Annotated in this window: 21 protein-coding genes, 1 other RNA gene and 1 pseudogene; 7 read left to right on the top strand and 16 right to left on the bottom strand. The window is 58.4% G+C overall.

Annotated features, from left to right (window positions below; genetic code table 11):
* Positions 1-35 precede the first annotated feature (35 nt).
* Positions 36-1,433 (bottom strand): MATE family efflux transporter, encoded by a 1,398-nt coding sequence (locus OZX74_RS06375; RefSeq protein ID WP_277156121.1) that lies wholly within the window; start codon positions 1,431-1,433, stop codon positions 36-38.
* 164 nt (positions 1,434-1,597) lie between these two features.
* Between OZX74_RS06375 and OZX74_RS06380 the strand changes: the two genes are divergently transcribed.
* From OZX74_RS06380 to dtd, 6 genes are all read left to right on the top strand, one after another.
* Positions 1,598-2,527, top strand: coding sequence for an AraC family transcriptional regulator (locus OZX74_RS06380; protein ID WP_277156122.1), 930 nt, complete (start codon positions 1,598-1,600; stop codon positions 2,525-2,527).
* An 81-nt stretch (positions 2,528-2,608) separates the two neighbouring features.
* Positions 2,609-3,130, top strand: coding sequence for an NUDIX domain-containing protein (locus OZX74_RS06385; protein ID WP_277156123.1), 522 nt, complete (start codon positions 2,609-2,611; stop codon positions 3,128-3,130).
* A 297-nt stretch (positions 3,131-3,427) separates the two neighbouring features.
* On the top strand, positions 3,428-4,711 hold the full coding sequence (locus OZX74_RS06390; protein ID WP_277157440.1) for an ROK family transcriptional regulator: 1,284 nt from the start codon (positions 3,428-3,430) through the stop codon (positions 4,709-4,711).
* Positions 4,712-4,824: 113 nt separating this feature from the next.
* Positions 4,825-5,721: a carbohydrate kinase gene (locus OZX74_RS06395; protein WP_277156124.1), complete on the top strand. Its 897-nt coding sequence runs from the start codon at positions 4,825-4,827 to the stop codon at positions 5,719-5,721.
* Between the two features lie 225 nt (positions 5,722-5,946).
* Positions 5,947-6,341: a transfer-messenger RNA gene (gene ssrA, locus OZX74_RS06400) on the top strand.
* 230 nt (positions 6,342-6,571) lie between these two features.
* Complete coding sequence (gene dtd / locus OZX74_RS06405; protein WP_277157441.1) at positions 6,572-7,057, top strand: D-aminoacyl-tRNA deacylase; 486 nt, start codon at positions 6,572-6,574, stop codon at positions 7,055-7,057.
* A gap of 103 nt (positions 7,058-7,160) precedes the next feature.
* Here the strand turns inward: dtd and OZX74_RS06410 are convergent, their stop codons facing one another.
* The 13 genes and pseudogenes from OZX74_RS06410 to mraZ all read right to left on the bottom strand — a co-directional run bounded on the left by OZX74_RS06410 (position 7,161) and on the right by mraZ (position 22,263).
* Entirely contained in the window at positions 7,161-7,817 is a 657-nt protein-coding gene (locus tag OZX74_RS06410; RefSeq protein ID WP_277156125.1) for an FtsQ-type POTRA domain-containing protein, read from the bottom strand.
* Entirely contained in the window at positions 7,768-8,550 is a 783-nt protein-coding gene (locus tag OZX74_RS06415) for a hypothetical protein (RefSeq protein ID WP_277156126.1), read from the bottom strand. The genes OZX74_RS06410 and OZX74_RS06415 overlap by 50 nt, the downstream gene beginning before the upstream one ends.
* Positions 8,550-10,220, bottom strand: coding sequence for a UDP-N-acetylmuramate--L-alanine ligase (gene murC / locus OZX74_RS06420; RefSeq protein ID WP_277156127.1), 1,671 nt, complete (start codon positions 10,218-10,220; stop codon positions 8,550-8,552). Before murC ends, OZX74_RS06415 begins: the two co-directional genes overlap by 1 nt.
* A gap of 223 nt (positions 10,221-10,443) precedes the next feature.
* Entirely contained in the window at positions 10,444-11,613 is a 1,170-nt protein-coding gene (locus OZX74_RS06425) for a UDP-N-acetylglucosamine--N-acetylmuramyl-(pentapeptide) pyrophosphoryl-undecaprenol N-acetylglucosamine transferase (protein ID WP_277156128.1), read from the bottom strand.
* Between the two features lie 59 nt (positions 11,614-11,672).
* Positions 11,673-12,843, bottom strand: a pseudogene (ftsW, locus tag OZX74_RS06430) (putative lipid II flippase FtsW).
* A 223-nt stretch (positions 12,844-13,066) separates the two neighbouring features.
* Positions 13,067-14,494, bottom strand: coding sequence for a UDP-N-acetylmuramoyl-L-alanine--D-glutamate ligase (murD, locus tag OZX74_RS06435; protein ID WP_277157442.1), 1,428 nt, complete (start codon positions 14,492-14,494; stop codon positions 13,067-13,069).
* A gap of 130 nt (positions 14,495-14,624) precedes the next feature.
* Positions 14,625-15,728, bottom strand: a complete 1,104-nt coding sequence (gene mraY / locus OZX74_RS06440) for a phospho-N-acetylmuramoyl-pentapeptide-transferase (protein WP_277156129.1) — start codon at positions 15,726-15,728, stop codon at positions 14,625-14,627.
* Positions 15,725-17,311, bottom strand: coding sequence for a UDP-N-acetylmuramoyl-tripeptide--D-alanyl-D-alanine ligase (gene murF, locus OZX74_RS06445; protein ID WP_277157443.1), 1,587 nt, complete (start codon positions 17,309-17,311; stop codon positions 15,725-15,727). Before murF ends, mraY begins: the two co-directional genes overlap by 4 nt.
* 141 nt (positions 17,312-17,452) lie before the next feature.
* Positions 17,453-18,340, bottom strand: coding sequence for a UDP-N-acetylmuramyl peptide synthase (locus OZX74_RS06450; RefSeq protein WP_277156130.1), 888 nt, complete (start codon positions 18,338-18,340; stop codon positions 17,453-17,455).
* 91 nt (positions 18,341-18,431) lie between these two features.
* A complete protein-coding gene (locus OZX74_RS06455; protein WP_277156131.1) occupies positions 18,432-20,231 on the bottom strand; it encodes a penicillin-binding protein 2 in 1,800 nt (599 codons plus the stop codon).
* A 1-nt stretch (position 20,232) separates the two neighbouring features.
* Entirely contained in the window at positions 20,233-20,544 is a 312-nt protein-coding gene (locus OZX74_RS06460) for a hypothetical protein (protein ID WP_277156132.1), read from the bottom strand.
* 133 nt (positions 20,545-20,677) lie between these two features.
* On the bottom strand, positions 20,678-21,763 hold the full coding sequence (gene rsmH, locus OZX74_RS06465; protein ID WP_277157444.1) for a 16S rRNA (cytosine(1402)-N(4))-methyltransferase RsmH: 1,086 nt from the start codon (positions 21,761-21,763) through the stop codon (positions 20,678-20,680).
* A gap of 8 nt (positions 21,764-21,771) precedes the next feature.
* Entirely contained in the window at positions 21,772-22,263 is a 492-nt protein-coding gene (mraZ, locus tag OZX74_RS06470; protein ID WP_277157445.1) for a division/cell wall cluster transcriptional repressor MraZ, read from the bottom strand.
* Positions 22,264-22,792: 529 nt separating this feature from the next.
* Here mraZ and OZX74_RS06475 point away from each other — a divergent pair.
* Positions 22,793-25,126, top strand: a complete 2,334-nt coding sequence (locus tag OZX74_RS06475) for an AAA family ATPase (protein ID WP_277156133.1) — start codon at positions 22,793-22,795, stop codon at positions 25,124-25,126.
* A 229-nt stretch (positions 25,127-25,355) separates the two neighbouring features.
* Here the strand turns inward: OZX74_RS06475 and nrdR are convergent, their stop codons facing one another.
* Positions 25,356-25,817, bottom strand: a complete 462-nt coding sequence (gene nrdR, locus OZX74_RS06480; protein WP_277156134.1) for a transcriptional regulator NrdR — start codon at positions 25,815-25,817, stop codon at positions 25,356-25,358.
* 178 nt (positions 25,818-25,995) lie between these two features.
* Positions 25,996-26,328 (bottom strand): LysM peptidoglycan-binding domain-containing protein, encoded by a 333-nt coding sequence (locus OZX74_RS06485; RefSeq protein WP_277156135.1) that lies wholly within the window; start codon positions 26,326-26,328, stop codon positions 25,996-25,998.
* Between the last annotated feature and the right edge of the window lie 53 nt (positions 26,329-26,381).

Raw genomic sequence — 26,381 nt, forward strand, 5'->3', positions numbered from 1 at the left:
CACTTAATATTGTATTGCTTGTAAATTTGTATGCGTTATCTTATTTCTTCACCTTTAATGGTCACGTTTTTGAGCCAACGATAACGACGATAGTGGATGAACACCGCGGGAAGCTTGATGATCTCGTCGATATTGAGCAGCACATAGACCACCAGAACCGGCAGTTTGAAAACAAACGCGGCCAATGACCCCAGCGGAATGACAATCAGCCACATCACCACCGAATCGCACAGGAGACCAAACTTGGTATCGCCGCCGGCCGGGAAAATGCCGTTGATCGTGGTGACATTGATGGATTTGCCGATCACATAATACGAGCAGACAACCAACATGACGGAAAGATAGCCCGTCGCGCGGGGCGACAATCCAACAAAACGAAGCAGCAACGGGCGTAGCGCAAGAATCGCCAAACCGGTGACGACGCCAGCCAGTATGGCGAACTTCGTAAGCTCCCCGCCGGTGCGTTTGGCCCTCGCAAACTCGTTGCGGCCGAGCATATTGCCGACGATCACATTGCCGGCGTTGCCCAGACCGAGGCAACCGCATACCAGAAGATCCTTGACCATGTTGGCTATGGCGTTGGCCGCGACCGCGTCACCATCAAGATGGCCCATGATGACAGTGTACATGCTGAAACCGCCGCCCCAGACGATTTGATTGCCCAAAAGCGGCAGACAGTAACGCCAGAAATCGCGTTGCAGCTGCGGCTCGCGGCGCAGGATGTTTTTGAGCCCGAAATGTGCCCAGCCATGAACGCGAAGGAGAAGCATCAACCCCAGCCAAATCAACGCCTGCGATGTCAGATTCGAGACGGCCGCGCCCAGCACTCCCATCTTTGGGGCACCGAACCAGCCGTAAATCAACACTGCGTTCAGCGCAAGATGCACCAGCAAGCCGGCGAAACTGACCCAAGTGCCTTGAGCCACAAGTCCGACGTTCCTCATCAGGCAGAGCAGCACCTGGGAGGCAGCGAGGAAGAAATATGACGGCGCGGAAATCCGCAGATATTCGATACCTGCGGGAATCAAGGAAGGGTCATTGGTCATGAACCTCATCAACGAGCCCGGCGCCAAAACCAGCAGCAGGAAAAACACCAACGAGACAAGAAGAACATAGCGCATGACAAAGGCGGAGACTTTCGAAATCGTGTCTCTGTCTTTGATGCCCCAATACTGGGCAACCAACGTGCTCATGGCCACCGTCAGGGCGGTCAGAAACAGCGAAAAGATGAATTGGAATTGCGCGGCAAGCGAGACTCCCGCCAGCTCATTCTGGCCAACGCCTGCCATCATCAGCGAATCCGCGCAGGAGGAAAGAGCCACCATGAACTGCTGCGCCGCCATAGGCAAAGCAAGCGGCGCAATCAGTCGGAGGAACGACGAACGCAAGGAATCCTCAATGCCGTCGTCGGCTTGCCTGTCATGGCTGCTCACAGGAGAGGATTCCTCAGCATTTTTCGTCATGAGACAAGTCTATTAATACTATCTTCCGCAAGTAGAATAAAAAGTGCCATAATATACCTTAAAACTATAAATATATACCACAACCGTCAATGGCCGTAGACAACAGAACGGGAGCGATAAAGGAGAGCGACACCATGACCGGATTTCCCGTCTCCAATGACGAATTGCAGGCAAGGCCACAGCTCTACGCCGACGGATCGGAAGTCGTGCACTACCGTTACCCGACCGACTTCCTTTATGTGGATGAGGCACGACTCAGCGATTTCCCTCAAAACCAGGCGTTGTGCCATTGGCATGTCGACCTTGAATTCACCAGAATGCTCGAAGGCCACATGGACTACTTCATCGACGGCAAAGTCGTGCGGGTCAATGAAGGCGAAACCATATTCGTCAATTCCAAAAGATTGCATTACGGTTTTTCCGCCGACAACACGGATTCCAAATTCTATTGCATCCTCTTCAATCCCATCGAGGTCAACGCGCCGGACGAAATCACCAAACGTTTCATATTGCCAATTATGAAATCCGCAGCCATGCCTTATCTGGTACTGCACGACGAAGGCGGAGCAAAAGACCCCATCATCAAGCTGCTCGACACGCTTCACCGCCAAAGTAACAAGCCAACCCTGCCGTTGACCGGTTTGGGGACATTTTTCAACATCGCAAGAATACTGTACGAACGAATGAAAGCTCTGGACGAAAAAGGGACGACTCCCGCGATTCCCGAAAACGGCCAAATCGGCGCTTTGCGCAAGATGACCAGCTATATCCGCCGTCATTACAGCGAAAACCTCACCCTGCCCGCAATCGCCGCTTCGGGATCAGTGGGTCGAAGCACCTGCGACAACATTTTCCGAAAATTCCTGGCCCAGTCCCCCATTCAATACACCATCGGAGTGCGAATCGGAGCCGCCACGAACCTCCTACGGAACACGGAACTTTCGATCACCCAAATCGGTCGCCGTGTCGGCTTTCCCTCGCCCAGTTACTTTGCCGCCACTTTCAGGGAACTCATGGGATGCACGCCCAAGGAATATCGCGCGAAAAACACAAAAGCGATATAGCCGACGTATCCCAAAAGCTCTATTATCACTGGTAACGCTCAAAGCAAGCCAAAGACCGTTCAAGAGGAAGAAGAAAAAATCATGACCACACCTTCATTCATTATCGAACTGCGCAAGAAGATCGGGCACGAGTTGCTGTGGCTCAATGGGGTCACCGGACTTGTGGAGGACGGGCACGGGCGCATCCTGCTCGGGCAGCGCTCCGATACCGGGCAATGGGCGATGGTCTACGGCATCAACGAACCGGGCGAGCAGCCTGGGGACACCGTGGTGCGAGAGATCAAGGAGGAGACCGGCGTCGACGCCGAAGTCACCGATCTGGTGGCTGTCGTCTCTTCATCGGAAATCATCACCTATGCCAACGGCGACCGCACTCAATATATGGATCATTCGTTCCTGTGCCGCCTCAAACCCGGCGGCAACGCAGAACCGTTCGTCGGCGATGACGAAAGCCTCAAGGTCGGCTGGTTCTCGCGCGACGCGCTGCCCCAGCCGCTGGCCGAAAGCACCGTCGATCGCCTGAAAATCTTCGATGAATACCTGCGCGGCAAGGCCGCTGGAGACGCACATGCCCTGTTCATCCAAAACGGCCGGCTGCAATAAGGCAAACCGTATCGCGTCTCCAAGTGAAAACAGCCTGAGCCACAATGCGCGCTATTGGGACATTTGACTCCGAACAATCCAAAATAATATTGAATAATGATTTTAATCATATTTGGATTTGCGGTTTTGCGTTAACCTCGTTAATATATGAAGTCAGTTCATCAATGTGGAATTGTCATGGACGGCAGTTGCCGATGAGGGAATGACCCGAGGAGGTGTCAGATGCTCGAACACAGCGAATCCGCAGCGCCTCAGTCTTGTGCGCAACCCTTCTCGATCGACCATTTGGCACCGTCGATGCCGGACTTCCCCGAAGACCCAATCCGCACGCCAGCGCCTCAATCCGTTGTTTCCGAACGCAACCGCTCACGCACACTGTGGCATCTGTATCGCTACGGCATCTCCTCGCGGGCGCAGATCGCCAAGTCGCTGGGTCTGACACCCGCCGCCATCACCAAAATCACCGCACGTCTGATCGACGCCGGCATCGTGGCGGAAACCGGCGATATGAAAGGCAGCAAACGTCGCCGGTCCATCGGGCTGAACATCGATACCGCACGGTTCCATTTCATCGGTGTCAAATTCGCGCGCAGCCTGGTGCAGATCGGCGTTTTCGACCTCAAAGGCCGACGTCTGAGCCTCACCGATATGCCGCGGGTCAGCGACGGCACCATCGACGCAGCCATCGCCGCCACGCACAAAACCATCGATTCGCTGCTTCAAGCCGACCCCGATATCGTCGCCATCGGTATGGCGGTGCCCGGCCCGTATCTGCACGGCACCGGTTATGCGGCGCTGGTTTCCAGCATGCCGCACTGGCGCAACATCAATTTCCACAAGGAATTCGGGCAAGGCTGCCCCGTTCCCGTGTTCATCGAACAGGACGCCCGGGCCGGCGCTCTGGCACAGCGGCTGTTCGGCGGATTCGACGATGCCGGAAGCCTGGCCTATTTCCTGCTCGGCGAGGGTGTCGGCCTGGGTGTCATCGAAAACGGCAGGCTTATCTATGGCAGCCTCGGGGCGTCCACGGAACTCGGCCACGTCTCGATCGACGCGCTCGATGGCAAAAAGTGCGAATGCGGGAATGTGGGATGCCTGGAATGCTACTGCTCCGCGGGCGCGATCCACGAGCAGATCGACAGGCTCGGCATCATCAACGGCTCGCAGTCCATGGCCCACATCGAAGCATGCCACGCATTGTTCGCACTCGCCGACAAACGCAACGGGGACACCGAACAAGCCCGCGAAGCACGTCGTCTGGTCGCTGAAATCGGACGTTACGTCGGCTACGGATGCGTCATCATCTGCAACGCCTTCAACCCGCGCCGCATCGTTCTCGGCGATATCGGTGCGCTTGGCGGCCATCAATTGCTCGAGTCGGCTCAAAAGGTGGTCAACGAACGGGTCATTGCCGAGATCGCGCAATCGACCGAAATCACTTTTTCCGGCCTGCCCACCGACGCGGCCGTGCTCGGTGCCGCCGCCACGGCCATCACCCAGTTTTTGGACCGGCCCTCCCATTTCCGCACCATCCATCCTCCGGGAAACAGGAGTCGGCACGGAGCCGGATCACAGGGGTGAGGCCGAACGTGCATGGTTTCCAGCCGAAACGGATGACACAACCGGCAAGTCAACCGGCAAATCAGCATTTTCATAATTCAAGACCGATAAAAGATGTAAGAAAGGATCATATCATGATCAAGCCAATCGTCGTCTCTCTGGGAGAACTGCTCTGGGACATGCTTCCCACCGGCAAGCGCGCAGGAGGCGCCCCGGTCAATTTCGCCTACCACGCCGCGATGAACGGCGCGGAAGGTCACGCCATCAGCGCCGTGGGCGAGGATCCGCTGGGCGATGAACTTGTCGAAGCGATCAAGAAGTCCGGCGTCGAATCGATCGTGCAACGCAACGCCTGGCCGACCTCCACCGTCGAGGTCGCCCTGAAGAACGGCATCCCGGAATACACCATCATCAAAGGCGTCGCCTGGGACCATATTCTCTATACCCGCGAGCTGATCGCCATGGTCGAGAAGGCCGACGCGATCTGCTACGGCACGCTCGCCCTGCGCAGCCAGGAATCGCACGACACCATCGTGGAGCTCCTGAAACACGCCAAGCCGACCGCCATGAAGTTCTTCGACATCAACATCCGCGGCGACCACTATTCCAAGGAGCTTATCGAGGAACTGCTGGGTTACGCCACGGTCTTCAAGATCAACGACGCCGAACTGCTGCTGCTGCGCGACATGTTCGACATCCGAGGCACTTCCGATGAAGAGGCCTGCAACTGGTTCATGGAACAGTACAACCTCAACTACGTCATCCTGACCGGCGGCTCGACCTTCAGCACCATCATCGCCAAAGACGGCGAGTCCTCCACCCTCGACACCCCGCGCGTCGACGTGGTCGATACCGTCGGTGCCGGCGATTCCTTCTCCGGCACGTTCACCGCCAAGGTGCTCACCGGCTCGTCGCTGGTCGACGCCCATCGCGCCGCCGTCAACACCGCAGCCTACGTCTGCACGCAAAACGGCGCCTGGCCCCAGTATCCGGAGAACATTCCGGACTATCTGGCACAAGCCGAGAAATAAACCACTAAAAGCGAAGTAGATTTTCTATTCTATTGAATTTCAGCATGTCGGAGTGCGGACGTTATGTTGGCACTCCGACTTTTATTGCGTAAATCAGGCAAAGGAACCACGGCACTTGACGCGGAAAATTACGCCCAGAGACCGTCTTGTGATAACCGTCGTAACGGCAAGCTAAAATAAGGAGTTCCGGTGCAAACCGGGCTTGATATTTGATAATTCAAGAATGGGGATGATCGGTTTCGACGGTGACCTGTTCGTCGCAGGGAAGCGTGCCGAGAATGTGGAGTCCACTCGAGATGACCTCCACGAAACAACAAGTGCTAAATCTAACCGCACTGAGTTCGCACTCGCTGCCTGAGCCAAGCGCCAGGATTAACCAGTGAGCTGCTGCTCCGTCCACTCCTTCTCGTCTTCGGGAGGATGTTGGGCGTCATTAGAGGACTTGCTTGAGCCATTGAACCACAGGGTGACTCAGGGACTCTGACTGTAGATATGCTCGCCATCCATTGTCCGCGACACGGATGGGGGCAGAAAAACCGCCAAAAGGCCAGCGGACTACGCACGTAGAAGACTGAGGGTTCGGCCATCGGACCGGGGTTCAATTCCCCGCATCTCCACTAGTACAACGCCATCAAGGTTCGCCTTGGTGGCGTTTTTCGTTGTGGTTACGGCGTTTTAAGCCGTTTCCACAGGCTAGTACAAAAAGTAGTTTAAAGGTGTTTGACACGTATCTAAGTGTCTATATGGGTCGTTTAGTGGATCTTGTCGGTCGCTCGGTGAGTCTTTCATACATTATCGATGGCATTCTCGTTATCGATTTGTACATCAAGAGAGACTACACTTGGTAGCTATGAGAATCGTGTTGCAGAAAGTCAGCAAAGCCGATATCGATGTCGTCGATGAGGCGACCGGCGAAGTCGATGAATCGTTCGAACCGCAGCATATCGGCGTGGGTTTTGTGCTGTTGGTCGGTGTCAGCGACGGTGACGGGCAGGAACAGGTCGACTGGCTTGCCCATAAAATCAGCAGATTGCGCGTGTTCGAAGACGAAAACGGGAAGATGAACCTCTCGCTGGGCCAGGTCGGCGGCGAGATCCTGTCGGTTTCGCAGTTCACGCTTTTCGGCGACGTACGGCACGGCAATCGGCCAAGCTTCATCACGGCCGGCAAACCGGAACACGCCGAGCGCATCTGGCTTGATTTCAATGATGCGTTACGCGCCGAGGGCATCAGCGTAAAGGTCGGCCGCTTCGGCTCACATATGCGCGTGGCACTCACCAACGACGGCCCCGTGACCATCCTCTTCGACACCGACGAGCTCATGACCAAGCACTGACCCGACTACGCGACGGGGATGCGAGCAAAATCAGCGAAAACACGGCAAAACGCTGATTTTCATCGCATGTTCCAGTCATATGTCTACCGTGTGCTTCGTCTCGTTATTTGATAATCGGGCGCAACGGGGCCGAAACGTCGACCTGATGCTTGTCGCCGATTTTGCTCGGATCGTTGATGATCTTGTCGACCACGGCCTTTTTGAGCTTCATCTCGGAGGCGTCGCCCCAAATGATGACGCGCTGGCCGCCATTGAGCTCGGTGGTGATGGAATCCTGCGTCTGGGCCGTCACCTTGGTGATCGAGCCACGCATATTGCCGTCAAGACGGCCCAGCACCTTCAATGCCTGTTGGACGGAACGGTCACGAAGGCTTGCCTTGACGTCTCTGACTTCGACGACGGGGATGCCTTTGGTCGACACATGGCCGACCTTGTTGAGCACACGACTGTAGCTGTCAACGGCGGTCTCGCTGCCGTCAGGGGTCTTCAGCATCGCCGCCGGCTCCTGTGCGGTGATGGTCACCTTCATCGCCTGCGGGTATATTTTCTCAACCTTGGCCATCGAAACCCCGGGAATGTCTTTCAATTCCGCCTCGACGTCACCGGCGGAGACCAACAGCAACGATTTGCCGGCCTGCTTGTCGGCAATGGAGACCACACGGGCCTTGCCGACCCATTGGTTTTCGCCGGATACCGAAATCTGATGGGCATCAAGCAAAAAGACCGGCGAGAAGAAGAGCAGCCAGCCGAGCGACGCCAAAACAGCCGCGAACCACAAGGGCAATCAGGACTTTGGCCGCTGTCTTGAACACATGGACGCGCCGACGTTCCTTCAACCGAGCATTGAAATCGATGACCTTGGGACGGGCGGCGACCCCTAACGCGCCGGAAGTCTGGTTCAGCGTCTCGCCGATCAGATCCTCGTTTTTCAGCGCTCTGGCATCGACGAAGCCACCGGGGGCGCTTTTGGTGACGGCGCCGGCCGAGGACGCCGAACGCGGCGAACGGGCTGGCTGCGACGTGTCGTCAGTATCCGTCAACGGCTCGTCGATGCCATACTTCGGCCTTCCGGATTGGCGGCGATGGAAAAAGCCTACGGTTTTTTTGTTGCGAGATGGTTGCGCCGCAGCGGATTGAGTTGGTTTGCCACCCCTCAACGCCGTTTTCGAAGCGCCAGCCCTGAGTTTTGCACGGCGGGCATCCACCGTCGTATCGTCGCCGACGGGTGTGCCGGATGCCACCGAACGCGCCAGGCGCGGCGAATCCTCTTTTGTGCGGTTGCGTGGCGAATGCGATTTGTTTTGCGAGTTTTCGCCCATGCGGAAATCCGAATGTCCCGTTTTCCCACGTCTGCCTGTCCGCACGCCGAAATCATTGACCATCGGTTCGTCGTCAGACATCGATGAGAATCGGGACGAGGATGCGGCGCTCCGTCCGCGTCGCGTCGAACCGTTTTTGCCGCTGCTTGCGCTGGCTACACGACGGCCTGCCATCAGCGCGACTCCCCCGCACGCGCTTTGAGCATTTCAAGCATGACATCATCCATCGTGGTGACGTCGCCGGCACCGACGGTGATCAGTACATCGCCGGGATGCGAGTGACGGACCAGCGTTTCGGCACCATCCCGGAGATCATGCGAAGCGACGATCCATCCTTGGGACGGTTCATGATGCAAGCTGCCGGCGGCATCGACAATGACCTGCGAGGTGATGGTCGGAAAATCCTCCTGACGTTCACGCGCGGGATAAATCGGCACAACGACGACATCGTCCGCCTTGGACAGTGCGGCGGCGAACCGGTCGATGAAAAATTTTGTGCGGCTGAACAGATGCGGCTGGAAAAGCACACGAATCGCGGAATCGGGGTAACGACGGCGCGCGGCATCGAGCAAGGCCGCGATTTCGGTGGGATGGTGGGCATAGTCGTCTACGAGCGTCACCCCGTCTGCCACCCCGTTGACTTCGAAACGGCGAGAGGCCCCCCTAAACGTTGCGGCCGTGCGTGCTGCAAGCACCGGGTCCATCCCCAGCAGTGTGGTGACGATGATGGCCGCGGTCGCGTTGCGCGCGTTATGGATGCCCGGAATCCGCAAAGTTACCGGTACGCGGTGTTGTTCGGAGCATCCCGCCAAACCTGCCGGCAGCTCGATGGTAAAACGTTCGGTACCGTCACCTGCGCTTTCCTGTTCCGCAAGGATGCGCACCAGCTTGGGATGGGCACCCTCATCGGCCCCCATACCATGCAGACCTGCGATTTGCGCGACATCGCCACTCGGGTCGGTGGTATAGCAGATGGTCCTGGACGCCACTTCGGACGGAAGCCGGCGCACAATGGCCTGTGCCCCCTTGTCGTCAACGGACATGATGACGTAGCCCTTGGCGTGACCGGCATATTCGACAAACGCCTGCTGATAGTGCTCGGCGTCGCCGTAATGGTCGAGATGGTCGGCTTCGGCGTTGGTGATCAGCGCGAACTGCGGTCGGTATTTCTCGAAACTGCCATCGGACTCGTCGGCTTCGGCTACCAGTACGTCACCGCTGCCGGCATGCCCACCGTCGATGGCGGCACCGTCCGGGCCCTGGATGGATCCACCGATGGCGTAGCTCGGATCGGCGAGTCTGGCAGTTTGCTTTTCGGAGCGCGCCTGAGCATCGGCCTCGGCTCCGGCATTGACAAGGATATGGGAAATCAAAGAGCTGGTGGTTGTCTTGCCGTGCGCGCCGGCCACACTGACCGCGCATTTGCTGGCCATCAGCAACGCAAGGATGTCGCTGCGATGCACGATATGCGCCCCGGCCCGGGCTGCAGCGACGATTTCCGGATTGTCGGGTTTGATGGCGCTGGAATAGACAACGGTATGCGCACCGTTCACGTTTCCGCTGCGCTGGCCGAAATGAACCTTGATGCCAAGAGCGGTGAGCCGATCGGTTTTGGCGTTGGCCTCACGATCGGATCCGGAGACCGCGACGCCTTCTTCATTGAGCATCTCGGCGAGCACACTCATGCCTGCCCCGCCGATGCCGATGAAATGGGTGGGCCCGAGTGAGTCCAACGTGTCGGACGGGCCGAACGCGGCTTTCGTCGGGTCGAGCACAATGGGTTCAGAGCCGGTAGTTGACTGCACGATACGCTCCTTGGATGCTAGGTTTGACGGTGACAACATCACTGATGCCGTTATACACTCGTTGCGCGGCTTTGTGACGCCGAACCTGCAAACCCACGCAGACTGCTTGCAATTGGCATCTTACAAATCCGCGACCACTCAAAAACCTGACGAATTGCCGATTACCATCGACTTTGCCGTTGCGTAACCTCGTGCATCCTATAAAACTTTAATGGCAAAAGAACCGCGCGTAGACGCGATTCATCACTTGTCACATTACGCATCAATGACTGCGGCCGGCATAGTCCAGCACGATGCCGGCCATGGTCTCGGCGGCGTCACGGATGCCGTAATCGTAAGCCTTGCGACCCATGGCCTGCAACCGTTCGCGATCGGCAATCAAAGACGGTACATGCTCGCACACCCACGAAGAGGTGAAATCAGCATCGGCGACCATCAGCCCGCCTCCGGCATCGACCACCGGCTGTGCGTTGAAGCGCTGTTCGCCGTTGCCGATGGGCAGCGGCACGTAGACCGCGGGCATGCCGATGGCAGCCAGTTCGCTCACCGTTCCCGCACCGGCGCGGCAAATCACCAGATCCGCTGCGGCAAACGCCAAATCGATGCGTTCCAAGTATTCCGCCATATGATAGTCACCGAGACCTGCATGGGCCGGATCCAGATCGGTGAGCGCATGCTCGCCTACCCCGGCCTTCACCCGCCGACCCACTTCGGCGCTTTTCTTCCGCCCGGTTAAGTGGATGACCTGCGTGACCTTCAGCAATTGCGCGGCCGCACCACTGACGGCCTCATTGAGGCTCACCGCCCCCAGGGAACCTCCGGTAACGACCACCAGCGGGCGTTCGGGATCGATGCCGAGCTGGGCGGCGGCAAGTCTGCGTGCGGCTCGAGGGTCATGTTCCAGTTTCCGGCACAGATCCGCCATCACCGGCCGCAACGGAAGCCCCACACGACGGATTTCGGTGCTTCCCTTTGCTTTGAGCCCGGTGTTGCCGTAAGCGGTACCGATGAAATCGGCCCAGCGGGCACCCAGTTTGTTGGCCATGCCGGCGCGGGCGTTCTGCTCATGAATGACGATGGGAAGGCCCATGGAATGCGCGACCGTGTAGACAGGTGCCGAAACGTAGCCGCCGAAACCGACCACCACGTCGGCATGGCGAGCCTGAAGAATGGAACGGACCTTGTTGCGTTCCTGACGCCAACGACCGGGGAAACGCAGCGCCTGCATATTGGGACGGCGCGGGAAGGGAACCTTGGCAATGGGGTCGAGCTCGAAGCCGGCCTGCGGCACCAGATCCTTTTCAAGGCCGACGTCGGTGCCGATAACGCTGACGGAAGCCTGCGGGTCATCGTGTTTGATGGCAGCGGCGACGCTCAACAACGGGTTGACATGCCCCGCGGTGCCTCCTCCGGCCAATACGATATGCTTCATCTTCCCTTTTCCTTGGCTTGTATCCATTCCGTTTCCTCGTTATCCCTTATACTCAACGCTCATACCTGCGACGCGGCGATGCTGGCTTGGACCTGGGGTTGCATCCTCATCATACTGGTGGCCACGCCTGCGGCGAACAGACACATCACCAGGCTCGACCCGCCTGCCGAGACGAACGGCAAGGGGACGCCCATCACCGGTAACAGGCCGATGACGACCATGATATTGACCAACGCCTGGCCAACGATCCAGATGGCGATGCAGATCAGCACCCGTGAGGCGTATTTGTCCGGCGTCTGCAAGGCGATGACGAACATGCACCAACCGAGGATGGCGAAGAGTATGACCACGGCCGCGGCGCCGACAAACCCGGTTTCCTCGCCGATGATGGCGAAGATGAAGTCGTTGTGCGCTTCGGGCAGATAGTTCCATTTTTCGCGGGAATTGCCGATACCGACGCCGAAAAAGCCTCCGGAAGCCATCGCGTACTTGGCATGCATTGATTGGTAGCACTCCCCCTGCAACGCGGAAGCCGGGCACGGACGGTAAGCGGAGGTGATACGAAGCATGCGGTTCGGGCTGGTCACTACGAACAGCACGACCAGAACCGCCAGGACAAGACCGGCTCCGACCAGCCATTTCGCGGGGAACCCTCCGACCAACATCGCCGTGACCCCGATCACCACCAGAATCATCGCGGTTCCGAGATCGCCGCCCAGCATGACCGTGGCCAGACAGGCCAGAAAGATGAGCCCCACGGGCAGATAGGCCTTTCAGCCCATGACTCTTGTAGTGTTTTACGGCCGACGCTACCGCCCACGGCATCCATATGCACAGTGCAAGCTTCATGACCTCGGCCGGCTGCATGGTGAACTTGTTGGGAATGCCAATCCATCCGGTGTTGCCGTTGACCCTGACACCCAGCGGGGTTATCGTCAGCAACTGAAGGAAAATCGAGAAAATTACGAATCCAAACGAAATCTTGCGGTAGCGATCCGAATGCACATGCATCGCACCAACACAGACCAGCAGGCCGATCAGGCAGTAAAGCCCCTGGCTCAGCGCCTGTTTCCATGGCGAAAGGTTGGCGGCGATCATGGTGACCGAAGAGGCGGAAAAAACCATGACCACACCGAAACAGGTCAGCGCAATCACGGAAATACGGAACCCGTAGTAGCACCACAACGGGTTCAGCAAAGCGCGAATGCCGCTGTAATCGGTGACGTCGATGGTGTCTGAGGTATCCGTGGGAAGCGGGTTGTCAGATTGAGATAATCCTTTGGCTTTATGATACAAAACGCTGATACGCGATCGGGACTGTTCCTTGTCGCCATCGACTGACGTAGAATCCTGATTCCCGGTCCGTAAGATTTTGAATGCGGAATTTCGACTACCGCGGCCTTTCTTTTTGGCCGGGTTAGCCCGCTGCTTCTCATCCCGATTATGGACGCGTCTAGCCATGCTTTTGCACCCAGTCATGGGCGGCCTCGGCGAATTGCGAGCCGCGCTCGGCGTAGGAGACGAACTGGTCCATCGAGGCGCAGGCCGGTGCCATCAGCACCACGTCCCCGCTTTGCGCATAGCCACCCGCAGCCTCAACCGCACGGGCCATGACGCTGGGCTTGTCTTTGGGGTCGATCACCGTCAGGGGAATGTCGGGAGCGCTGGCGGCGAACGCGTCGAGCATCGGTTTCTGGTCGACGCCGATGATGACCGCGGCTTTGATGGTCTTGGCCTGATCGGCCACGAGTTCTTCGAAATGGCCGCCTTTCGCCAATCCTCCGGCAATCCATACCACGGACTTGGGCTTGTAGCTGGAAAGCGAGGCGTGGGCCGCATGGGCATTGGTGGCCTTGGAATCGTCGACGAAGCGCACGGTGCCGCCATCCTTCAGCCTGGCGGTGGCGACGGTCTGGATGCGGTGGCCGCCGGGGGCGAAGGCACGCAGGGCGTCGAGGCAACGGCCCGGATCGGCCCCCAAGCCCATCGCCAGGGCGAGAGCGGTGATGGCATCGGCGAGCAGATGCGGGTATACGGTGCCGTCCGGCTCGCACAGATGCGAGAACTCCGTGACTTGGGCCAGCGCGTTCATATCCCCCTGTGGCGCTCCGGCCAGGCCGCTGGCATCGACGATCCAGCCGTCAGCAACGCCGATCTGACCGGGCTTCGGAGTATGAAGGGTGAAACCGATTTTCTGGCATTCGGGGCCGGTCTGCGCCGCAAGCGCCAGAGCCGTGACGCGTTCGTCATCGGCGTTGAAGACCATCACACGTTGGGCGTTGTGGAAGACCTTCGACTTGTCGGCCGCATAATTGGCCATGCCTCCATGCCAGTCGAGATGGTCGGCGGCGATATTGGTGATGGCCGCGCAATCGAGCGCCAGGGAATCGGTGAAATGCATCTGGAAGCTCGACAGTTCCACGCACAGGGCATCGTGTTTCGGGTCGCTCGCAGCCAGGCTGACGGATTTGCCGATATTGCCCACCGCAGGGGCATTCATACCGCAATGGGTGAGCATGGCCGAGACCATCTGTGTGGTCGAGGTCTTGCCGTTGGTGCCGGTGATGCCGACCCAGGGTGCGGGTTCGTGCGCCGCGGAATGCTCGGCCGGAACCCGCAAGGCCCAGGCCAGTTCCACCTCGCTGATAACCGGTATGTTACGGCTCTGGGCCTCAAGAATAAACGGCGTGCGCGGATTGAAAACCGGAGAGGCGACCACGATGTCGACATTGTCCCAATCGATATCATCGAAGGAATTAAGGTCGGCTTCGGGCTTCTTCTCGTCTACGCTCACCACACGTCCCGCGCGGCCTTGCAAGGCCTCTACGGCACCGCGGCCGGAAACCCCGAGGCCCGCGACCAACACCGTTTTGCCGGTCATGTCCAGATACGACGACCCGTTCGCCGCGTCTGCCTGATGCACTGATGAAAAACCGGAATCCTCTGCTGCCTGCATCTCAATCTTCCTTCCCTTGGATCTTGCCCGCCGATGCCTTGTCCGTTGATCGGCGTCAGATCAGCAAGCCGGTACGTGACGCCCAATCGGTATAGAAAACCATGAGTCCGATGAGCACGAACATGAATTCGATCATCCAGAAGCGCACGACGACCTTCTGCTCGCTCCAACCCAGCAATTCGAAATGATGATGGATCGGCGCCATCTTGAAGACACGTTTGCGGGTGAGCTTGAAACAGCCGACCTGGATGACGTCGCTCATCGCCTCGATGACGTAAAGCCCGCCGATGATCACAGCGAGGAATTCGGTGTGCGTGGCGATGGAAAGCGCGGCGAAAAGCCCGCCCAACGCCAGAGAACCCGTATCGCCCATGAAGATGGTGGCGGGGTTCGAGTTGTACCAGAGGAAGCCGAAGCATGCCACGGCGGCGCAGGCCGCGATGATCGTCAGGTCAAGCGGATCGGAAACCGCGTAGGAGTAGCCGGGCTTTGGACCGCCTTTGACGTGATAGCTCTCCCAGAAGGCGATGATGGTGTAGCCGGCCAGGGAGATCATCGACGAGCCGGTGGCCAGACCGTCCAGCCCATCGGTCAGATTGACGGCGTTGGTCCATGCGATCATCAGGAAATTGACCCAGATCACAAAGATGACGATGGCGACGATCTTGCCGGCGAACTCGAAGCTGAAGAACGGATGCTCGATGAAGCTCATGCCCGCCTGTGCGGAGGGAAAGCCGGATTTGGTGGGAAGCAGAAGCGCGAGGACGGCATAGATGGTGGCGAAGACGAACTGGCCGAAGAATTTGCCGCCGACACTCAACCCGGTGTTCTGCTTTTTGCGCACTTTGGCGAAATCATCGATGAATCCCAGAGCGCCCATCGAAACCATGGCGAAAAGCACCAGAACCGCCGACCATGAAACGGCCTGACCACCGCTAAGCCCACGATAGAGCGCCGAAGCACCCCAACCGAGCAGGACGGCGAAGATGATGACCACGCCGCCCATCGTGGCGGTGCCGCGCTTCAGCAGATGCGATTGCGGTCCATCCTGACGGATGTATTGGCCATAGTGCAGCCGGTGCACCACTCTGATCATGACCGGCGTGCCGAGCATCGTGACTACGAGCGAGACCACGATGCCGATGATGAGGGAAATCAATGTTTCGGCTCCACTTCTGTACGTTTCTGCTGTTGCTCATGCGCCCAACGCTCGGCCAAGGCGGAAAGACCGGAAACATGCGATCCCTTGAGCAGCACGACGGTATTGCCGTGCCGGCGGGCAGCCTCGGCGACCAATCGATCGGCCTGCACTGAACTATGTACCCATTGCACCACGACGGGGGTACGCCCGTGCCTTTCCGCCGAGCCTGCGCCCTTTTCGTCCTGTTCGGCGCCCTGTGCCAACGCCTCGGCCAACCGGTCGAAATGCCGGTCGGTCTCGTTGCCCACGGCGATGATTTCATCGATATCGAGGCCGGCGGCATAGGCGCCGATCTGCCGATGCAGTTCGAGCTCGTCGTCGCCAAGCTCAAGCATGGCCCCCAGTACGGCGATGCGATAAGGTTCCGTGCCGGCGGCGTCTGCGTTTCCTGTCATCTGGCCCGCAGACGTCGCCGAGGCATCCCAGCGTGCAAGCCCGTCCAGACCGGCCCGCATGGAATCGGGGTTGGCGTTGAAGGAATCATCGATGAGCGTGAATGCGGCATCGCCGAGATCAACGGTGGAAACGGCCATGCGATGCGGGCTGATATGCTTCACGTCACCGAGACCAGTGGCAATATCGGCCAACGACATGCCGAAATGGCCGGCGACGGTCGCCGCCGCAAGCGCGTTGATCACATTGTGCGCGCCTCCGATACCGAGCTGGACCGACGCGCTGGACCCGTCGGGAGCCGTCAGAGTGAAGCTCGGACGGTCCAATGCGTCGACGGCGATGTCGGCAGCGCTCATTCGCGGGGCTTCCGGCTTTGCATTGCCGTCCAATCCGAAGAACAGCACCTTGCCCGGCGCGAATTTCGTCATGGCCGCCACACGTTGGTCATCGGCGTTCAAGACGGCGATGCCATCCGGGAGCAAGCCTTGCACGATCTCGCTTTTGGCCTGGGCGATGCGCTCAACGGAACCGAATTCCCCTAAGTGGGCCACACCCACTTTCAGGACGACGGCCAGGTCCGGAGGCACGATACGGGTCAGATTGGCGATTTCGCCGACATGGTTGGCCCCCATTTCGGCGATGAAAAAGCGGGTGTGCTCCCCCACCTTCAACGCCGTCAAGGGCAGGCCGATGTCGTTGTTGAAAGAACCGACCGGCGCCACCGTCTCGCCCAGCCGGGACAGCAGGGAATCAAGCAGGTCCTTTGTGGTGGTCTTGCCGACCGAGCCGGTGATGCCGATGACCGAAAAATCAGCATCAAGCTCACGCCGGCGCACGATATTATGATGCGCCAAAAGCCCCAGAGCCGCGACCGTATCGGCAACCACAATCTGTACGATGTCCTCGACACCGACCACAACGTGGTCGACCAACGCGGCCACCGCGCCAAGCGCCCCGACACCGGCAACGAAATCATGCCCGTCCACACGCTCACCGCGAATCGCGACAAAAACCGAGCCGGCCTTGACCTGCCTTGAATCGCTGAACACCGAAGTGGCGACGAGACCGTCGGCAGCGAGGTAACCGGACGCTTCAACGACACGGCCATTGACCGCCTGCGCGACCTCCTCGATCGTCATCGGCATCATTCCGGATTGGCTCTCCGAAATCCCCGTCATCTTAGCACTCACCGCAAGCCACCTTTTGTCTTGTCTTTTCCAATATTGTTGCCACGCATGCCACGATCGGCCAGTGCACGATACTCCACCTGCAACCGGCCGGCAAAGCCATCATTGCATTTCCTTCGAGACGCGAAGTGCGTTGCGGATGTTGCTGCGCCGCACGCCCGCGTCCAGGGCCATGGCAATGGCCAAGGAAAGCCTGCGTTGGCCTTGCAGGCCTCCGGACACCATGGTCTGCCCGACCAACCAGCCGGATTCCTCGGTGCAGGTGACCAGACGCTTGCGCTCGTCGATGCTGAAGCCATAACGGCTTCGAGACGTTTCCAGCATATCGTCCGACTGGGTTCTGTTCAACGTTTCGATGGATCCGAGCACATCGACATTGACGCCTTCCAGGGCTCCGGGACACAACGTCTCGCCGTCGGCGGAAATCACCATCGCCGCCGCCCCGTCTTCCGAGCAGACGGCCAACGCATGCTGAACGTCAAGGATTCCCAACGGGCAGGTCATCTCCAGCTCGCGCTCCAAAGAGCTGGAACCGGAGGCGCTTATGATGCCCACGGGGTTGCCGAGCATATGCAGGAAATTGGCCAGCCGCACCACATCGGCCTGAATCTCCTGGTCGTCATCGCCGCACACCACAAACACCGCCATGGTGTTGGCCGGCGTCCCCGCGATGTCGGAAGCCAAAGCTCCCATGGTCTCAGGATTTGGATCGGCGAGCAAAGCCGGAACCCCTGCGGATCGTGCCGCCGAGGCAAGCGCGGGCGGCACCATGACCGCGTACGCGCCGCGTGCCACAGCCAAGGAAAGCGACGATGGGTCATCCGCGCTTTTCAGTACGTAGAGAGCCCCCGGTCGCACCGAATCGGGACTGTCGGCGATCGAGGTGACCGTGACTCCGCCGCAAAACCCCGGCTCGAGTTCAAAACCATAATGACTGACGATATAGCCCAAGGTCACACGCCGCGAAATCGACTCGTTCACCACGCTCATGCTTCGACCTTTCCCGTTGAACACTTCGGATTGCCGACAACCACCGCCGCCCGGGGCGATGATAAACGATTGCCAGAGCCCGCTGTCATTCTCACCACGACACAGGAATAGCATTGTTGCGGGGCTGGGAGGTCGGGACCTCATACTTCTGCATAAGGAATTCACCGATCTGCTTGAAGAGCGTACCACTGGTGAGGCCACCGAACATGCCTTGCGGATTTTTCATCGCCACCGTCACCACGAAGCGCGGGTTGTCTGCAGGAAGGATGCCGGTGAAATCGCCGACGATGCTGTCGAGGGCGCCGCTCGGGCCCGCCACCTGCGCGGTTCCGGACTTGCCTGCGATGCGATATCCATCGATACCGGCCGTCCTGTGGTACTCCTCCGCCGCCGATTCCATGGCATTCATCAGCTGGGAGTCGGCGTTGGGATCGAGGATGCGGGTGCCTTCATCCTGCGGCGTTGCGGTGACATGGCCATCGGCGTCCTGCGTCGAGGCGACGATGGAAGGCTTGCGGTAGATGCCGCCGTCTGCGATCGAAGCAATGGCGTTGGTGATCTGCAGGATATTGGTGGCGTAGCCTTGTCCGAAGAGGATGGTGTCGCGGGTGCGCTTGTCCCACGCGTTGGGGTTGTTGAGCGTTCCGCGTGATTCGCCGGGAAGGTTCAAGCCAGTGGGCTGCCCGATGCCGAATTTGGTGAGCATATCGTATCGGTCCTGATCCTTGTAATTGTCGGAGGCCATCACCATGCCGACGTTGGAGGACTGCTGAAGAATGCCGGCAAGCGTCCAGTTTGAAGGCGCATGGGTGTCGGAATCGGTGAAGACCTGATTGTTCTTGTCCAAGCGGTCGGGGACCTGGAACTGGTCAGTCATCTGATGGACGCCGTGCTGCAGAAGGCCCGCCATCGAGAAGGTCTTGCCGATCGAACCGGGCTCGAAGGTTTCGGAAACCGCACGGGAGACGTTCAGTTTGGCCTGATCGCTGCCGGCCTGGATGTCGTCGGAATCGTCAAGGGCGATGATCTGATGCGTGCGCGTATCGATGACACAGGCTATCGCCCAATCCGCGTGATACTGGGCCTTGCCGTCGGTCAGTACCTTTTTGACGAACCAGTCCACATCCGAATCAATGGTCAGCTTGACATCGCTTCCATTACGAGCTGCTTTCGAATCGGTCACCGTACCGGGAATCTCGACGCCGTTGTTGCCTTGCTGATAGATCTTGTACCCGTCGGTGCCGTTCAGTGCCCTGTTCTGAACCTGCTCGATACCGGAAGCCCCGTTGGCTTTGGCGTCGACACCACCGAGGAAGGCGCCCATGAGCGTACCGTCGGAATAGACTCGATTCTGCGAAAGTTCACCGTAGACGATACCGCCGAGGTTGAGTTTGTCGAGCTTGCGCTTGGCGGCGGGCTCCACGTCCTTTTTCAGGACCACGTATCGGCCGGAACCGGCAAGCTTGCCTCCCAGCTCCATGGCATTGACGCCCAGTATCGGGGCGGCCATCCTCGCCACGCGCGCGGCACCGACCACGCCGATCGTCTTGCCGCCCTGTTTCTTGCTCTGCGTGCAGTTGTCGGTGATCTGCGTGCTGCAGATCGGGTCATATTCCTGCGCGGCCTTCGGGTCGCCGATGATGGTGTAGCGCTCCACGCTTTGTGCCAGAACCGCCCCGTTGACATCAAGTATCTTGCCACGCATACCGTGGACGGGCACCTTCAATGTGCGCCCTGCCGTGGCGGCCTCAGCCATCTCGCGGCCGTTGAGCAGCTGAAGATTGGCCAACTGCCCGAAGCAGACAACGAACACGAGCGCGAGCACCGTGGCGATGACGGTGCAACGCGACACGAATTGCTTGCTTTTGCTCTTATTGGCACGTGTTCGCATATCACTGACCCTTATCCTTGGGTTGGTAGCCTTGAAGATCTATTGACAACGGACCGGACTGGGGCACCATGCCCATCTTCTGGGCTCGGTCGGGAAGGCTCGCCTGCAAGCCGTCAAGCTGGGCCTGGTCGTCTTCGACGTCCTGATTGAGCTTGCTGATGTTGGACTGCACCTGTGCCGCTTCGAAGGAATCCTGCACCATTTGGGTGCGCAATGCCAAAGAGCCAAGCAGTGCGGCAAAAAGAAAGACCACGGAGATGATGACGTGAACCACCGAAACGGTTTTGATGCGGCCGAAAATCTCGGAAGCCACATTGTCGCTGTCTTTTTCTCCTTGCCGCCGGCAACCACCTGGAGATTGGGACGTGAGGATGCCGCACGGGTATCGTCGTCACGCCCGGCAGGGGCAATACGGGAACGAACCGATCTTGCTGTCGCTGTGCTCATCATCCCCTCCTTTTCTTTTGGTTGTCTCGTTTGTTTCGATTGTCATACAAAAACTCGCCGCGCGCATTGCCGCCAGCCGCCGGATTTTCCCGAGCATCCTGCGCAAACCGATTGCGCCAACGCTCCGGTATCTCCCGGCTCAGCTCCACCCCGCGCAACCTGACGGGGGCGGAACGCGGATTACGCTCGATTTCGGCCTCGTCGGCCTTCAACGCTCCTCGGGTCAATTCACTGAAGAACGGCTGTGCGTCTGCAGGAACCACGGGCAGATCGACCGGCGCATCGATGTTGAGCCCCTGGGCCATGAACGTCTTGACCGTACGATCCTCCAACGAATGGTAGGATTCGACAACCAGCCTGCCGCCGAGGTCCAGCCTGTTGGCTATCTGCGGCAGCGTGCGTTTGAGTTTGTCGAGTTCACCGTTGACCTCGATGCGCAGGGCCTGGAAGACGCGCTTGGCGGGGTTGCCCTTGGCACGGTGGGATTTGGGAACGACACGGTCGACCAGTTCATCAAGCTGGCGCGAGGTTGTCAGAGGTTCCTTGTCGCGTTGCCGGACGATGGCGCGGGCAATCGGTTTGGAGAAGCGTTCCTGCCCGTACTCACGGAAAATCCGGACAAGCTCGTCTTGCGAGTATTCGGCCAGAATCCGCGCGGCGTCGAGGCTTTGGCTGGTGTCCATGCGCATGTCCAGCGGGGCATCGTGAGAATAGGAGAACCCGCGGTCGGTCTCATCGATCTGAAGGCTGGAAAGTCCCAGATCCATAAAGGCGGCATCCACACGCCTCAATCCAAGATCTTCGAGTACGCTGTCGAATTCGTCGAACGCCGCATGAACCGGGGTGAACCGGGCTTCGAGCCCTTCTTCCTTCATGCGTTCGCGGGCCATTCCCAGCGCTTCGGAGTCACGGTCGATACCGATGAGCCGGGCGTTCGGGGCGGCCTTCAAAAACGCGGTCGCATGCCCTGCCAGACCAAGCGTGCAATCGACCACGACGGCTCCGGGCTTTTGTAGCGCAGGCGTGACAAGCCGGACGCATTCGTCGAGCAGAACTGGGGTATGGATGTTGGTCAAATCAGTCATCTCGCCCATCACCATTCCATCGCCGGCAATACGTCATCGGCTATGTCGGAATAGCCTTCCTCCTGATCGGCAAGATAGGCGTCCCAGGATTCCTTGTTCCAGATTTCGGCACGCGTGCCCACGCCGATCACCACGATGTCGTCACCCAGACCTGCGTAGCTGCGCAAGGTCTGCGGCACCAAAACGCGACCCTGCTTGTCTGGCTCACTTTCCACAGCGCCGGAAAGGAAGACGCGCAGGTAGCTTCTGGTCGCCTTGTTGCCCATCGAGGCACGCTGGATACGCGCTGTTATACGACGAAATTCGTTCTGCGGCAACAGATATACGCACTTTTCCTGACCGCGGGCCATCACCATGCCCGCACCGAGTTGCGCGCGCATCTTGGCAGGCAAGGCCATACGCCCTTTCCGGTCGATTTTCGGGGTGTACGTGCCGAGCAGGAGAGGTTCTGGCGCAGGAGATGCGGATACGACACCGTTGGCCCCTGCAGACGCTTGCATTGACGAAGTGGCGGGATTGGAGGGATTGGCGTTCATGGAAGAAAAGGCGGGAACGGAGGAATCAGGAAACGGTTCGCCGCTGATGGGATTTTTATTGCGCCCCGCCATTCCGCCTCCTCCTTTTGGATAATTGCCAACAATCCGTCAAGTCTTACAACTACTTCACCACTTTACCCCACTTGTCACCATTCTTCCCCACAAAACGCAAAAATCTCAATTTTTCTTCAAAAATCTTGTCTTATGGCAGTTTTTACGATTTCCGGACTCCAAAAAATTCAATCCTGCCATTTTGTGATACGCAAAACATCCTGCGAAAAGCGATTTTCATAAGACCGAGGATCAGATAGTCGCTTAATCGACACGTCTGCCCGAACGATGCCGAAATAACGAGAATTTCAATCCGCCGAAACGGCATTTCCCAACAGCACAATCGCCCCCACGGAAATAGGGAGCACAGACTAGAATCGTTAATTCGAGTTTTCAAGCAACCAACACAACCGGAACTGCCCGGATAAAGGGGAACCTATAGATGTCGAGCTACTCCTCGCAAATCGACGAAGAACAGCACGCGGTGGATCGTGCATATCAACGGTTGGATTCACTGCGCACCCAGACCCGTTCACGCCTCGATACGGTCCGTGCAGCCGGTGCACACGGTTCCCCGACCATGCGCACCGAACGGGACTCGTTCGCCACCATGTATGAAAACCGGCTCACCCAGTTGCGCGGCGTCGAAGACAGACTCGTTTTCGGCCGCATCGACAGCGACAAGGGCGAGAAACGCTATATCGGACGCATGGGACTTTCGAGCGCCAGTCACGAACCGATCCTGACCGATTGGAGGGCCGAGGCGGCCCGACCGTTCTATGAGGCGACGCCCTCCCATCACGGCGACATCGTCATGCGCCGGCATATCACATTGAATTTCCGCAAGGTGGTCGGCATCGAGGACGAAGTGCTTGACGTCAACTCCGGCCAGGTCGGTCAGGCCGAACAGGCCGGGACGCTGACGGGCGAAGGGGCATTGATCGCCTCACTCAATTCCAAGCGCACCGGCAAGATGACCGACATCGTGGCCACCATCCAAGGCGAGCAGGACCGCATCATCCGCGCACCTATGGATCGTGCCGTCGTGGTACAGGGCGGGCCTGGGACCGGAAAGACCGCCGTGGCGTTGCACCGTGCGGCCTACCTGCTCTATACCCATCGTCGCAGGCTCGAACGTTCCGGCGTGCTCGTCGTGGGGCCGAGTTCCGCTTTTCTGCGATATATCAATCAGGTGCTCCCATCGTTGGGCGAAACCGGCGTCGTGTCGCGCACCATCGGCGATCTGGTCCCGGGCTTCGTCGCCCAGAAATCGGACACCCCCCGTGCCGCCCAGCTGAAAGGCGAGGCCCGCATGGCCAATGCCGTCGCCAACGCCGTCGCCGCACGCGAAAGGGTGCCGAAGCATCTGCCGAACGTGCGAATCAACGGCATGAGCGTTCCCATGCGCAAATCCGACGTAATACGTGCGCTCGAGGACGCCAAACGCACCCGTTCGCCTCACAACAAAGCCCGGAAGACCTTTGTGCGCAGCGTCTTGAGCGCAATGCGCAACCGGTACGTCGAAAATCTCGATTACACACCGGAGCAATCGGAAATCTCCGATGTGGCAATGCAACTGAAAATGCATGACGAGATTCGCAAAACGCTGAATCTCGCCTGGTTGCCGATGAACGCGCCATGGCTGATCGATCAGATGTTCGCCAAACCAACGCAACTGCGACGATTCGCGCCGTGGCTCACCGACGCCGACATCGAAGCGCTGACCCGGCCGAAGCATTCGCCGCTCACCGTTTCCGACATCCCGCTTCTCGACGAAGCCATGGAACTGCTTGGCCCCGACCCGAAGGTCTCGGCACGCGAAGCCGCGGCTCAAGCCAAACGCGAGGAGGAGGAACGCTTCGCCCGCGATACGCTGGCTCAGGCCGGCATCGGCTCGGGCATCGTGACTTCCTCCATGCTGGTCGACAACATAAACGGACTGGACGCCGAGGCCGTGGCCCAGAAAGCCGGAGCCGACCGCGAATGGACTTACGGGCATATCGTCGTCGACGAAGCCCAGGAGCTTACGGCGATGGACTGGCGAATGCTCATGCGTCGCTGCCCCTCGCGCTCGTTCACCATCGTGGGCGATGTGGCACAGACCTCGGCTTTGGGCGGCACCCGGCGCTGGGAGAAGACCATGGACCGCCTGTTCGGTGCCGACGGCTGGGATCTCAAAGAGCTGACCATCAACTATCGAAACCCCCAGGAAGTCTCGCAACTGGCGACACGTTTCGCAGAACGCGAGGGACTGTATGTCTCCACCACCAAAGGCGTGCGTACGATGGCGGATTCGGTCAAACGAGCGAATATAGACGATGAAGGAGCTTCCGCGGCCCACCTTTTGCAGACCATCGGCGATGAAACGCTGGACTTGGTACGGCAGTTCATTTCCGATGATGGCACCGGACGCGTCGCAGTCATCGCTCCGGATTCGTTGAACACTGGAATCCGACGAGACCTTTACCGTCGTTTGACGGCCGTTAAAGGCGAGACAATCACCTCGAAACTGATGGGCATCGCCAAAAGCACGCAGAACGATGCAAACACCGGTTTTAAGGAATCTCCCAGCGACGCACCGTTGAGCGTCTGCGACACGCAGATGATCAAAGGCCTGGAATACGACGCAGTGATTCTTGTGCAACCGGGAACAATCGCCCAAGACGCGCCATCTCGCCTTTCGGGGGCCGCCGACCTCTATGTCGCCCTGACACGCCCGACCCAACGCCTCGTCATCGTCCAAACCGAAAACGACAGGAGCCTGCTCGATATATAAAACCTCAAAGGACAACCAGTATTGACATGAATGTGCTGTGACAGTTCGACAACAGAGCCAAACTGTCACAGCATAGCCGTGCTGCGCTAAAACTCACTTACTGCTCAGCCGGCCTAAAACAACAGAAAACCGTTGAAATCTTTTCATTCCAACATTTCAGAATATAGGATTTCAACGGTTGCTCACGTATGTTGCCCACGTATGGAGGAATCTTGTTGGTTGTAATATGCTATTTGCCGGAAGCGGCCTTGTCTTGTTTCAAATCATCAATAGCCTTCTGGAAATCAGACAGTCCGTTGAAATTCTGGTAGACACTGGCAAAACGCAGGTAGGCGACCTCGTCGAGTTCACGCAACGGCTTCAGAATCGCCTTGCCGATATCCTCGGATTTCACCTGCGCCAAACCCTGACTGCGCAAATCCTCCTCGACCTGCTGCCCCAACTGTTTCAGCGCATCTTCATCAATAGGCCTACCCTGACATGCCTTGCGCACCCCGTCGATGACCTTCTGGCGATCGAAGGGCTCCAAATTACCGGAACGCTTGGTGACCAGAAGCATCGTTGTCTCAACCGTGGTGAATCTACGGCCGCACTCAGGGCATTCGCGTCTGCGTCGGATAGAATGACCATCTTCGCTGATACGCGTATCGACTACTTTCGTGTCATTATTCTGGCAAAAAGGACAATGCATATTGTCACCTTATCCAGAGGTCGGGAGAACAGTGTGTCTGCATCGAGACGTATTCACACTTGATTACCCACTTGACGCCTAACGGAGCATCTTACGAAAACCCAGCCTGCCGAATATATACACCCGCATTGGATCCTTGCCCCGGCATCTGACGGAGCCAACGAGCAGAGCCGAGGATTCATGACTCCTCAGGAACCATAATCCTCTGGCCCGGTTGCAATTGAGCCGAATCCAACCGGTTCAGATCCATGATTTCGGCAACCGTGTCTCCTACATTCTTGTTTTCCGGGGTAATCTGCTGGGCATACGACCACAACGTGTCACCGGGACGAACCGTGTAGCTGACGACATCGGCGTCACCAGTTGCCGAATTGGCGACATGCGGGGCAACCGTCTGCCAGCCGAAGAATACGACGATGGACAACGCAAGCGCTGCAACAACTCTGTTGTGCATGATGCGACGACGGTTTACTGCATTCCTGGCTTTGCAACCACTGGCTTTCTCACTCATCCTCTGCACTCCTTCGAACATTTGTACCAACGAACGTTTGTTCTATATTGGCA

This window comes from Bifidobacterium sp. ESL0798 (genome assembly GCF_029395415.1).
GTDB lineage: Bacteria > Actinomycetota > Actinomycetes > Actinomycetales > Bifidobacteriaceae > Bifidobacterium.